The 12585-nt window shown below is 39.5% G+C and carries 9 protein-coding genes; 4 read left to right on the forward strand and 5 right to left on the reverse strand.

The window, feature by feature from the left end:
- Positions 1–60: 60 nt before the first annotated feature.
- Positions 61–2271, forward strand: a complete 2211-nt coding sequence (locus BHF69_RS11965; RefSeq protein ID WP_075671958.1) for a transglycosylase domain-containing protein — start codon at positions 61–63, stop codon at positions 2269–2271.
- A 511-nt stretch (positions 2272–2782) separates the two neighbouring features.
- On the opposite strand, the gene BHF69_RS11970 is transcribed toward BHF69_RS11965, so the two are convergent.
- From BHF69_RS11970 to murC, 5 genes are all read right to left on the reverse strand, one after another.
- Positions 2783–3985: an LL-diaminopimelate aminotransferase gene (locus BHF69_RS11970; RefSeq protein ID WP_075671960.1), complete on the reverse strand. Its 1203-nt coding sequence runs from the start codon at positions 3983–3985 to the stop codon at positions 2783–2785.
- 318 nt (positions 3986–4303) lie between these two features.
- Positions 4304–5488 carry a ribose-phosphate pyrophosphokinase gene (locus BHF69_RS11975; RefSeq protein WP_075671962.1) on the reverse strand — a complete coding sequence of 395 codons (1185 nt, stop codon included), beginning with the start codon at positions 5486–5488 and terminating at the stop codon, positions 4304–4306.
- A gap of 74 nt (positions 5489–5562) precedes the next feature.
- Positions 5563–6564: an ATP-binding protein gene (locus tag BHF69_RS11980; RefSeq protein WP_242946158.1), complete on the reverse strand. Its 1002-nt coding sequence runs from the start codon at positions 6562–6564 to the stop codon at positions 5563–5565.
- Between the two features lie 11 nt (positions 6565–6575).
- Positions 6576–7550 (reverse strand): DnaD domain protein, encoded by a 975-nt coding sequence (locus tag BHF69_RS11985; RefSeq protein ID WP_075671966.1) that lies wholly within the window; start codon positions 7548–7550, stop codon positions 6576–6578.
- Between the two features lie 274 nt (positions 7551–7824).
- Complete coding sequence (gene murC / locus BHF69_RS11990) at positions 7825–9204, reverse strand: UDP-N-acetylmuramate--L-alanine ligase (protein WP_075672308.1); 1380 nt, start codon at positions 9202–9204, stop codon at positions 7825–7827.
- Between the two features lie 600 nt (positions 9205–9804).
- Between murC and BHF69_RS12000 the strand changes: the two genes are divergently transcribed.
- Genes BHF69_RS12000 through spoVG form a run of 3 tightly spaced genes read left to right on the forward strand, consistent with a single transcriptional unit; the run spans position 9805 to position 12507 of the window.
- On the forward strand, positions 9805–11064 hold the full coding sequence (locus BHF69_RS12000; protein WP_075671970.1) for a glucose-1-phosphate adenylyltransferase: 1260 nt from the start codon (positions 9805–9807) through the stop codon (positions 11062–11064).
- Positions 11065–11080: 16 nt separating this feature from the next.
- Entirely contained in the window at positions 11081–12202 is a 1122-nt protein-coding gene (glgD, locus tag BHF69_RS12005; RefSeq protein WP_075671972.1) for a glucose-1-phosphate adenylyltransferase subunit GlgD, read from the forward strand.
- A 29-nt stretch (positions 12203–12231) separates the two neighbouring features.
- Positions 12232–12507, forward strand: a complete 276-nt coding sequence (spoVG, locus tag BHF69_RS12010; RefSeq protein WP_075671974.1) for a septation regulator SpoVG — start codon at positions 12232–12234, stop codon at positions 12505–12507.
- Positions 12508–12585: the final 78 nt, after the last annotated feature.

The raw sequence follows: 12585 nt of genomic DNA on the forward strand, positions 1-12585 counted from the left end.
TATGGGGAGCATGAAACTTCATGTAAAGGAAAGAATGGCAATATAATACGAGGTGAAATTATGGCAGAAGAGAAAAAGGTCAAAAAAAAGAAGATAAAACAAAAGTCAAAAAAGAAGACCCTGATCAGCCGGATCGCATTTGCTGTACTGGCAATCTTTCTGGTCGTGGGTATTGGCGTGGGAATCAAGCTTGGGATTACGCTGCTTGAGATGAAGAAAGAGGCAGTGGAGCTGGTTTCCGGGGCAACCAGGGATACCTTTAAGGCGAATCAGACCACTTTGGTGTATGATACCAATGGAGAACTGATCACCAAGCTAAAGGGAGAAAAGGATGTTTATTATTTGGAGTATGGTGAGATTCCACAGAAGGTAATCGATGCGGTTGTGGCTGTTGAGGATAGCCGATTTTACGATCATCATGGAATTGATTTAAAGGGAATTGCTCGTGCAGCAGTAGCACTGGTCAAGAATAAAGGTGAGATTCATGAAGGAGCCAGTACGATCACACAGCAGCTGGCCCGCGGTATTTTCCTGAATAATGATGTCACCTGGTCGAGAAAGATCAAAGAAATGTTTGTTGCTCTGGAATTAGAAAAGATCTATAGTAAGCAGGATATTCTGGAATTCTATCTGAATAATATTTATTATTCCAATGGGTATTATGGAATTCAGGCTGCGGCACAGGGATATTTTAATCTTAATGCGGATGAGCTTTCCTTATCACAGATTGCATATCTTTCTGCAATCCCAAATGGTCCAACGATGTATAATCCGTACAATCATCCAGAGGCAACTACAAAAAGACGTAATAAGATTCTAAAGGATATGCTGGAAGATAACTATATCTCACAGAGTGAATATGACGAAGCTATTTCTAAAAAAATTAAGGTTGTGAAGAAGAAAACAACGGAAACGCATGATTATGTGGAGACTTATGTTATTCATTGTGCTACGGAAAGTCTGATGAAGGACAGTGGATTTGAGTTCCGGTATTCCTTTAATAATGACAGTGATAAGGAAGCCTATGAAGAGGAATACAACAAAGCTTATGCTACGTGTAAGCGTACGCTGTATACGGCAGGTTATCGCATCTATACCAGTATCGATTTTGACAAGCAGGATGAGCTGCAAAGTGCCATCAACAGGAATCTGGCTTCTTACACAGATACAAAAGATGGAGTATATAAGGTACAGGCTGCTGGAACCTGTATTGACAATAAAACAGGCAAGGTAGTAGCCATTGTGGGTGGGCGTTCTCAGGATAATCTGGAAGGCTATACGCTAAATCGGGCTTATCAGAGTGCAAGACAGCCGGGAAGTGGTTTGAAGCCGCTTCTGGTATATGCACCAGCACTGGAGAGAGGATATACTCCTGGTTCTACCGTGGATGATAGTCCAATGAGCAGTAGTGATCCTCATAAGGTTCGAAATTCAGGAAACAGCTATAGAGGAAGTATTTCTTTAAGAGCAGCTGTTATGAAATCCAGTAACGTGGCAACCATGAGACTTTATGAAAGCCTGACGCCAAAGACAGCTCTTTCTTATCTGGAGAAGATGCATTTTTCTCATCTGGTGGAACGAGACTATAAGTATTATACGACCTGTCTTGGTGGTATGACTTATGGGGTTACCACAGAGGAGATGGCTGCAGGATTTGCTACGCTTGCAAACGATGGAGAATATCGGGCCCCAACATGTATCGAAGAGATTACTGATTCTTCAGGTGCATTAATCGTAAAGGGTTCTACAGGAACGAAGAAGATTTATTCCAAGAGTGCGGCCAATATGATGACCGATGTACTGGAAAGCGTTGTTACCGGAGGTACTGGAAAGGGTACGAAGATCAATGGCTTTGATACGGCAGGTAAGACAGGAACTACCAGTGATTACCGAGATGGATGGTTCTGTGGATATACACCATATTATACAACGGCCATCTGGGTAGGAAGAGATGATCATAAGATTATGTATAACCTTCATGGCAATACGTACCCTGCGTATATCTGGAAGGATTTTATGGATGATATTCATAAAAATTTAGACAGTACCGAGAACTTTAAAAATTATGATGGTGGGGAATCCTCCATACCAGCTTCTACACAAAAGACGGAAGCCAGCACGGCAAAATCATCTGATACTACAGCGGCTTCCACAGAAGCAACAACGACGGAGGCAGCAACTACAGAAGCATCAACCACAGAGGCGCCGACGACGGCTACGCCGCCAACGGAAGCACCATCCGATACACCGTCTGATGAAGATGGAGAATAAAAAGAATTGTTAAAGAAAAGAACATCCTTGATGAAACCAGTGTTTATAAGATACTGAACATTTTATCAAGGATGTTCTTTTTATAATGTATTTATGTAGGAGAATGGCTTAAGTGAAGAAGCAAACTTCTCCTCCTGCGCCTAGGATGCCAGAACGTAAGAACAACCAAAGCTGTCTGGATCTACCCCGAGCCAAACCCTAATCCGCTCCGCTAGTCGGGCTTGGCATGGCACAAGACGAACTGCCTTCCTTTTTTCCACACTCCGTTTCTCCACACGAATATGGGAGAAGCCAATATACTACAAAGAATGAAACCATTCCGGTAAAGCAATCTGCGAAGGAGCTTACATAGCCATTTGTCCCTGGAGGAGAGATAAGATTTTCGTCTGTCCTAGTGTGGAACAAGAGAAAACATGTATCAGATTTGGAAGCTCCGTAGCCTGATTGCTGACCGAAATGATTTCGTTCTCACTCACTATCCCATAGTCAAAGAAACCCGTATTTTTAGGATTTATCCGAATAACTTTTCAAAGCGATTCATTGCTTCTACTGTACTTTCGTAGCTTCCGAAAGCAGTCAGACGGAAGAAGTTCTTTCCATTTTCGCCGAATCCGGCACCAGGAGTTCCAACAACCTGGATGTTTTCTAATAAGTAATCAAAACATTCCCATGCTTCCATTCCGTTTGGACATTCAAACCAGATATATGGAGAATGGATACCGCCAAAGAAGCGAATACCTAATTTGGTTAAAGTATCAGCGATTACTTTTGCGTTTTTCTGATAGTATTCGATGTTCTTTCTGCATTCAGCAATTCCCTCTTCAGAGAAAACAACAGCAGCACCATGCTGAACGATATAAGAAGTACCGTTGAATTTTGTACATTGTCTACGGTTCCACATCGCATTTAAGGACATTTCTGTACCGTTAGAAGCGGTAAATACCAGTTCTTTTGGAACAACGGTATAACCGCAACGTGTTCCGGTGAATCCAGCAGTTTTAGAAAGAGAGCAGAATTCAATTGCACATTTCTTAGCACCTTCGATGGCATAGATACTTCTTGGAAGCTCAGGATCGGAAATAAATGCTTCGTATGCAGAATCAAATAAGATAATAGCGTTGTTTTCTAATGCATAATCAACCCATTCTTTTAACTGCTCTTTGTTGTAGCATGCTCCAGTTGGGTTGTTTGGAGAACAGATATAGATGATATCTGCATGTTGATTGTGGTCAGGCATTGGCAGGAAGTTGTTTTCTGCATTTCCTGAAATGTATACAATGTTATTGTGACCGCACATGATGTTAGAATCTACGTATACTGGGTAAACAGGATCTGGAATGATGATCGTGTTATCTGGTCCAAATAAATCTGTAATATTACCAGTATCACTCTTTGCACCGTCAGATACGAAGATAGCATCTTCATCAACGTCTACGCCATTTTTCTTGTAATAACTAGCAATGGCAGCACGAGTATCTGCATATCCCTGTTCTGGTCCATATCCCTTGAAGGTTTCAGAAGAAGCCATGGCATCAACGCCTTCGTGTAAGGCTTTGATTACGATTTCTCCTAAAGGCTTTGTAACATCACCGATTCCTAAGCGGATGATTGGTTTATCCGGATGCTGTTCTGTATATGCGGCTGTTCTATGCGCAATTTCAGAGAATAAATAACTGTCTTTTACGTTTAAGTAATTTTCATTTAATTGTGGCATTGTAGTAATTCCTTTCTCTTTGATGATATTATATTAAGATGTTGGGGTCAAAAGCCTTTGACCCCCTGATACCTACGGATTTCTCCGCGTTTCACGCTCACGAAATCCTAAAAACATTCGAAATCCACTCATTTTTCTACGAAAAATGGCTACTTTCTCATGTTTTGTGGGTCCCAAAGTCATGCTTTTTCATGCAAGCATGAACAGCATGACCTTGGTATCATATTAAGAATATATCCATATTCTTGCATAAAAGCGGCATGCCTGTCGCAAATGCAACGGGCATAAACCGCTTTTCGTCCTTGAAAATACAATATGCTAGAAAGAACGTTTTCCGTTCTTGTATTCTTCGATACGGAGTTTGATTCTTTCTGTTGGATCTAAAATATCGCTGATGGATGCATCATGGTTCATGTTGTCGATCAATAATGCAATGTATTTACTTACATCAGCGCTTACATACCATTCTCTGTCAAATAATTCAGGAATCTGGTAAGTAAGATTGGTTGTAATGACTTTGTAGATGGTTCCATCTTCATAGCACTTATCAAAGCTGTCTAATCCGTTTGTGAAAAGACCAAAGGTAGAGATGCAGAAGACGCGTTTTGCTTTTCTGCGTTTTAATTCTCTTGCTACATCGATCATACTTTCACCGGAAGAAATCATGTCGTCGATGATGATAACATCCTTGCCTTCTACGGAATCACCAAGGAATTCATGAGCAACGATCGGATTACGTCCATCAACGATGGTAGAATAATCACGACGTTTGTAGAACATACCTACATCAATTCCCAGTACATTGGCAAAGTAGATAGATCTCTGCATTGCACCTTCATCCGGGCTGATGATCATCATATGCTTGTTGTCAATCTGCAGATCGTCACAGCAGTTTAATAATGCTTTTACGAACTGATACGTAGGCTGAACGGTTTCAAATCCATGAGATGGAACAGCGTTTTGAACACGTGGATCGTGGGCATCGAAGGTAATAATATTATTTACACCCATGGATACCAGTTCCTGAAGCATAACAGCGCAATCTAAAGATTCACGGGTTGTTCTTCTGTGCTGACGGCTTTCATATAAGAAAGGCATGATGACGTTGACATTGCGGGCTTTTCCGCAGGTCGCAGAAATCAGTCTTTTTAAATCGCTGTAATGATCATCTGGGGACATGCGATTCATATGTCCGCATAATTTATATTGAATGCTGTAGTTTAGTACATCCACTAAAAGGTAGATATCAGAACCACGCACAGATTCTTTTAAAAGTCCTTTTGCTTCACCGGAGCCAAATCTTGGGCATGCGGCATCTAATAAATAGCTGTCTTTTAAATAGCCGTCGAATTCAATGCTATCGTGTCTTTCTTGATTTCTTTTTGTTCTCCAGTTTACAATATGCTTATCCACAAGTGCTCCAAGTTCTTTACTGCTTTCTAAAGCAATAATTCCTAATTTGCCGACAGGAATGGATGTATACTTGCTATCATTCAAATTCATTGGTAAATCTCCTTTTTTGTAATCTGTAATATATTCATACCTTTTATAACATTTTCTGCTTGTATTCGTCAAGTTTAATTGGCAAATGATTTCTTAATTCGAATATCATCGCCATAAATTTTACATATCAAGTAATTTTCTGTAATTCTGGATACCACTCGTTCCGAATAAGCTTCGGTTAATTTAGAAAGTGATAAATTGGTTGATATAATCGTTGATTTCTTTCTCAGTAGTCGTTCGTTGATGCATAGGAATAGCTGAGAGGCAACAAATGCGTTGGTCAGCTCTGTTCCCAGGTCATCAATAATTAGTAAGTCACAGTTTAAAATATAGTCCATTGTATACAGATTCTGTGTTTCTTCCTTGCGGTGAAAACGATGATTTTCTAAAATCTCTACCAGCTGGAAGGATGTTAGATAAATAACCGTATAGGCTTCGTCGATCAGCTCCTTGGCAATACAGTTGGTAAGAAAGGTCTTGCCAACGCCTACACTGCCCTGAAACAGGATGTTCTGCCCTGGATTTGACGAAAAAGTCTGGATAAAATCCATGCATTTTTCCACAATGGATACAATGTTCTGCCGTGGAGTTGGCAGGTTAGGATACATAGGCTTATTATCGTAATATTCATAAGAAAAGGTCTGGAAATTCTCTTCTTGCAGCTTTTTTTCGATATTCGATTGCTGGTAAGCCTGACGGACAATGGACTGCTTTAAGCAGCGGCATTTTTCGCCATTGACGTATCCGGTGTCCTTGCATAGGGAGCAGTCGTAAATAGGATTTAAGTAATCAGGCTCATATCCGTTGGAGACCAAGAGTTCGACCTTTTTCATGGACAGCTCCAGATTCTCTATTTTAAGATCCTTAAGAACCTGGTCATCCTTATGGAAAAGCAGAGCCTTTCCGGCCTGTATGGAATGTTCCGCAATAGTATCGTCAATGTTCTTAATCTCCGGAATGGTCTGATAGATCTCATCCTGGCGCTTTAAATGCAGAGCGTGATTCCGCTGGCGGGTCTGGTCATAGGAACGCATGATCTGTTCGAACTGCCATGTGGATAAGGGCATTGCTTCCATCCTCCTTTCTACTATTGATTGATTTTCTGAATATAGCGCTGTTCTAAAGCGTCAAAATCATAAGAGCGCTCCTGAAAATTATGTAATTTTGGCTGCTTTTTCTGTTCAGGAAGAGCCCCTTTGACTGGAGTGGTATTCTTCTCGTAGGAAGCCAGCTCGGTCTGGGATTTGATGCCGGCCTTCTTCCAGGTTTCCAGTATCTTATTGGCATATGGGAAGCTTGGCTTACCAATCGCTGTGATGGTACGTCTGCAGGCTTCTAAAACCATATTAAGAGAGAAATCATCCTTATGCAGCCATTTTTCCATGAATTCAATCTGCGCTGGTGCAGGAGAGTGATTCAGTCCCATGGTCTTCATGATCGTATAATAATCCTTTCCATAAGAATGAGCCTGGCTCTTGGCTTGCTGCAGTGTGAGGATGTTCTTCTGATGCCAGTCGATTGCCACCTTTTCCATATAACGTAAGCTATTCTTGTGATTGCTGACACAATATTCGATCAGGTATTCGATCAAGTCCACAGGAAGCTTCAGATCGTCATAAATATAAGAAAGGGAATTGATTTCTGGATTAGTCATAGGATGCCCTAAATACATTTCGGTGATGTATTTTAAATGGGAAAATCCTTTGTCATTCTGTTTCTTTCTCATATCTGCCGGTGTCAGTGTAGATTTGGCAGGAAGCGGCTTGGAAGTGGATACAGGTGCCTCCTCTTTGGAAGCAGCGGTCTCCTGTTCTGCACTGGATATCAGGATCCCTTCTCGTTCCCAATAGGAAAGCGCACGCATAACATCCCGTTCTGTCATATCCAGACGATCGGCAATGACTTCAGGAAGAGGGTTTTTTCCTGACTGAAGAAGTCGTAGGATCATAAGAAATACTTTGATATATTCACCGTTTGCCTTTGTCATATAAGTATCAATAAAATGATTGGATATGATCGTGGTATCCGGTTCTACTTTACTGGATAATTCAATGGGTTTCATGGGTTATCTCTCCTTTATAATGTGTTACGTTTCCCTGTTTTCCTACTATAACATAGGATGAAAAAAAAGAAAACCAAAGGGAAGGTTGTGTAAAAATCCACCAGATATTATGTGAAAAGTGTGGATAATGTGGACAACTTTGTGAAATACACGAATATATCGTAAATAGGAGCAATTTTATATTTCACAATGAGTGTGGATAAATAAATAAAAAATCCACAAAGTTATGAACGGATAAATTGTGCATAACCCTGTGGATAATGTGGATAAATATTTACTTAAGCAGGTTTTCTCCGATATCTACAACATTTCCGGCACCCATAGTTATCAACAGATCACCGTTTTTACATGTTTCTAATAAAAATTTTTCGATATCAGAAAAAGCGGAAATATAATGAACATCAACATCATATTGCTTCATTCGTTCAACAATATCTTTAGAATGAACCTGTCCAAGATCCTTTTCACGGGCTGCATAAATATCGGTTAAAATTACATGGTCGCTTAAGCTTAATGCTTCTGCAAAATCATCTAAAAAGGCGATGGTTCTGCTATAAGTATGTGGCTGGAATACACACCATAATTCGTTGTGTGGATATTTCTGTGCAGCTGTTAAGGTAGCTGTGATTTCTGTTGGATGGTGTGCATAATCATCAATAATGGTAAAGCCATTTACCTTTCCTTTGTATTCAAAGCGGCGCTTCGTACCAGTGAAGGCAAGAAGACCTTTCTGGATATCTTCTGTAGAGATGTCTAAATATTTTGCAACGGCAATAGCGGAAAGGGAGTTCATAATATTGTGAATTCCATTTACGTGCAAATGAATATGATCCGTTATGGTTCCATTTTCCATTAAATCATAGGAACCATTTCCCTGTTCGTCATAGGCGATATTAGTAGCATAATAGGTTGCATTCTTATTGTGGATGCCAAAGGTAACAATGCTTGCTTCTACGCCCTGTTTGATCTGGTCGGCACAGTCCATATCGCCATTTAATACGAGGAGACCTTCCTTTGGAAGTTTTTTTGCAAATGTATGGAAGCTTTCTCGGATCTCTTCAATTCCGCTGAAGAAATCCAGGTGATCTTCTTCTACATTTAAAATAATGCTGATTGCAGGGTTAAAGGAGTGATAGCTGTTCGTGTATTCACATGCCTCTGTTACCAGAATGTTGGATTTCCCAACACGGATATTCCCACCGATGGCATCTAAGATTCCACCTACGCTGATGGTTGGATCCATATCAGCGGCTAAAAGGATATGGGAAAGCATAGAGGTTGTTGTTGTCTTTCCATGAGTGCCAGAAACTGCAATTGGATACTTATAGTTGTCCATCATCTGTCCAAGAAGCTGTGCTCTGGTCAGTGCTGGAATCTGGTGTTCTCTGACCGCCTTTAATTCTGGGTTATCTTCATGGATGGCAGCGGTATAAACGACAAGATCGATGTCGTCTGTAATATTAGAGGCTTTCTGTCCAATCATTACATTGGCTCCAAGAGAAGATAATTTCTTTGTCATGTCGGATTCGTTCATATCAGAACCGGATATAGTAAAATGTTCTTCCAATAGAATTTCGGCAAGACCGCTCATGCTGATACCGCCGATTCCAATGAAATGAACATGGATCGGTTTTTTAAAATCAATGGTATACATAGTTTTATTCATTTCCTTTCCTATTAAATTAAAATGCATCCCTTCCTTCCCTTTTAGAAGGAAAATTCTGTCCCCAATAGAGGTAGAGAGTATGAAAAGTGCAGACTCGAAAGCCAATGCTTTCTTCGCTTGGCCTTTTCAAAGAATGACTCTGCCCGAAATAGAGGTAGAGAGTATGAAAAGTGCAGACTCGAAAGCTGATGCTTTCTCGTTACGCTTCGCTCGTCAAATCAAAATCAGACAGAATAAGCCCAATTATGCAAGCATATTGGGCTTATTTCTGCTGATTTTGGCTTGACTCTGCCCTTTTCATACATTATAGAATAAAAAGTATGAACTTTCAAGTTAGACGCATTGCGAAATCGGTTCAAATCGTTTATAATAGGATGTGAAAGAAATGTTGGATAATATGTCTAAATGAAGTGGGGAAATAGGAATTATATATGGAGGATTTACCAAATAGTTTAGCGAATATTGTAAAAAGTATGAGCGGGATGAATAAAAGTTCGTGAATGAATTTGTACTTTTTTTATGTTTATTATTCACAATTTCTATAAACAATGTTATAATTAATATCATGCGACAAAAGGGGTGAATACGATGGTAAAAAAAGAGATGATCGCCATGCTATTAGCAGGTGGACAAGGCAGCAGACTTGGTGTTTTAACTTCTAAAATTGCAAAGCCAGCTGTTGCATTTGGTGGAAAGTATAGAATTATTGATTTTCCACTTAGTAACTGTATCAATTCAGGGGTGGACACAGTCGGTGTGTTAACACAGTATCAACCACTTCGATTAAACCAGCACGTAGGAATTGGTATTCCTTGGGACTTAGACCGTAACGTAGGAGGGGTAACTGTACTTCCTCCATATGAAAAGAGCGGAAGCAGCGAATACTATTCTGGAACAGCGAATGCTATTTACCAGAACTTAGAATATATGGATTATTATAATCCAGATTATGTATTGATCTTATCTGGTGACCATATTTATAAGATGGATTATGAATTGATGTTAGAAAACCACAAACAGAGTGGAGCTGCTGTTTCTATTGCTACGATCGATGTACCAATAGAAGAAGCAAGCCGTTTTGGTATTGTAGTTACAGATGAGAATAATGTAATTACAGAATTCCAGGAAAAACCAGCAAATCCAAAGAGCACAAAAGCTTCCATGGGTATTTATATCTTTGATTACAAGCTGTTAAGAGCTGCTTTGAATGAATGTGCACATATTCCAAACTGCGACTTCGGTATGCATGTGATTCCTTATTGCTTCGAAAACGGTAATAAGATTTGTGCATATGAATTCCAGGGATACTGGAAGGATGTAGGAACTTTAAGTTCTTATTGGGAAGCTAATATGGAATTGATCAGCCTGATTCCTGAATTTAACTTATACGAAGAATATTGGCGCGTATATACAAAGAGCGAATCCATTCCACCACAGTTTATTGGTAAGAATGGTAAGGTTTCCGGTTCTATCGTAGGTGAAGAGACGGAAATTTATGGGGAAGTTACAAATTCTGTTATCGGTTCTGATGTAGTGATCGGTGAAGGTGCAGTCATCAAAGACTCTATCATTATGAATCATACAAGAATTGGCGATAATGCCGTAATTAATAAGGCAGTCATTGCAGAAAACTGTGAGATTGAAGACTGTGTAGAATTAGGTGTCTTTGAAGAAGCTGACAACACCGTAGCTCCACATATCTACAACAACGGATTAGTAGCTGTTGGACAGAATTCTTATATTCCATACAAGGTTAAAGTTGGTAAGAATGTAGCAATCTTTGGTAAAACAACACCAGATGATTATCCAGACAGAGTACTTCCGAGTGGAGAATATTTAGTAAAGTAAGGTAGGTGGAACAGGCATGAAGACAATCGGAATCATTTTAGCAGGCGGAAATAGTAAAAAATTAGGAGCACTTTCTGAAAAACGTGCAGTTGCTGCTATGCCAGTTGCAGGAAGCTATCGTGCAATTGACTTTGCTCTGAGCAACATGAGCAATTCAGGTATTCAGAAAGTTGGCGTTATCACACAGTATAATTCAAAATCTTTACATGAACATTTAAGTTCTTCTAAATGGTGGGATTTTGGACGTAAACAAGGTGGTTTATACACATTTACACCAACATTAACAAATGAAAACGAATTCTGGTATCAGGGTACAGCAGATGCCATCTATCAGAATATTGACTTTTTAAAGAAAAGCCATGAACCTTATGTAATCATTGCAGCAGGGGATGGTATTTCAAAAATTAATTATAACGATGTTTTAGATTTCCATATTTCTAAAGGTGCGGATATTACACTGATCGTGAAAGATTTAGAACCAGGATGGGATGATCTGAGCCGTTTTGGTATTATTGAAACAGATGATGAATCCAGAATCACAGGATTTGAAGAAAAACCAGAAAATCCAAAGACAAATACTGTTTCTACAGGTATTTATGTTATGAGAAGAAGACATCTGATTTCTGAATTGGAAAGATGTGCGGAAGAAGGCAAATATGATTTAGTAAAAGACATCATTTTACCAAGTATGGAAGATAAGCGTTTATTTGCTTTCCGTCTTAGCGGATATTGGAGAAGTATCTCTACATTAGAGGCTTACGACAAAGCAAATAAGGATTTCTTAAAGAAAGAAGTAAGAGACTACTTCTTCAAGAATTATCCAACAATCTACACAAGAGTAGAAGATCTTCCACCTGCAAAATACAACACTGGATGCGATGTTAAGAACAGCATCGTAGCAAGCGGTTGTATCATCAATGGTACAGTAGAAGATTCTGTATTATTTAGAGATGTATATATCGGAAACAACTGTACGATCAAGAATTCTATTATTTTAAATGATGTTTATATTGGAGATAATTCTGTAATCGAAAACTGCATCGTAGAAAGTCGTGATACGTTAAGACCAGGAACCACTTATCGTGGAGAAGGCGAAATCAAAGTCGTAGTGGAGAAGAACGTAAGATATATTTTATAAGGCTTGACGGTTGACAGGAGGGTTACTTCATGCAGATTACAGACGTGAGAATCAGAAAGGTAGCAAAAGAAGGTAAGATGAAAGCTGTCGTTTCAATTACCATTGATAATGAATTTGTTGTTCATGATATCAAAGTAATTGAGGGAGAGAAAGGATTATTTATTGCAATGCCTAGCCGAAAGGCTGCGGATGGAGAATATCGTGATATTGCTCATCCGATCAACTCTAAGACCAGAGAGGTTATTCAGACGATGATTCTTCAGCATTATGAAGCAGCTCTTATTGAGGAGCCTGCCCAAATATAAAAAGGAAAAGAAGGTGTCGTAAAATCATCAAAATAGATGATTTTGCGGCACCTTTTTTGTCACACAAGAAATTCTTTG

Origin of the sequence: Anaerostipes sp. 992a (genome assembly GCF_001940245.1) — a bacterium.
Lineage (GTDB): Bacteria > Bacillota > Clostridia > Lachnospirales > Lachnospiraceae > Fimousia.

Excerpts from the sequence above, each read along its gene's own strand:
- BHF69_RS11965 (WP_075671958.1), top strand. The coding sequence starts at position 61 with ATGGCAGAAGAGAAAAAGGTCAAAAAAAAGAAGATAAAACAAAAGTCA.
- BHF69_RS11970 (WP_075671960.1), bottom strand. The coding sequence starts at position 3,985 with ATGCCACAATTAAATGAAAATTACTTAAACGTAAAAGACAGTTATTTA.
- BHF69_RS11975 (WP_075671962.1), bottom strand. The coding sequence starts at position 5,488 with ATGAATTTGAATGATAGCAAGTATACATCCATTCCTGTCGGCAAATTA.
- BHF69_RS11980 (WP_242946158.1), bottom strand. The coding sequence starts at position 6,564 with ATGGAAGCAATGCCCTTATCCACATGGCAGTTCGAACAGATCATGCGT.
- BHF69_RS11985 (WP_075671966.1), bottom strand. The coding sequence starts at position 7,550 with ATGAAACCCATTGAATTATCCAGTAAAGTAGAACCGGATACCACGATC.
- murC (WP_075672308.1), bottom strand. The coding sequence starts at position 9,204 with ATGTATACCATTGATTTTAAAAAACCGATCCATGTTCATTTCATTGGA.
- BHF69_RS12000 (WP_075671970.1), top strand. The coding sequence starts at position 9,805 with ATGGTAAAAAAAGAGATGATCGCCATGCTATTAGCAGGTGGACAAGGC.
- glgD (WP_075671972.1), top strand. The coding sequence starts at position 11,081 with ATGAAGACAATCGGAATCATTTTAGCAGGCGGAAATAGTAAAAAATTA.
- spoVG (WP_075671974.1), top strand. The coding sequence starts at position 12,232 with ATGCAGATTACAGACGTGAGAATCAGAAAGGTAGCAAAAGAAGGTAAG.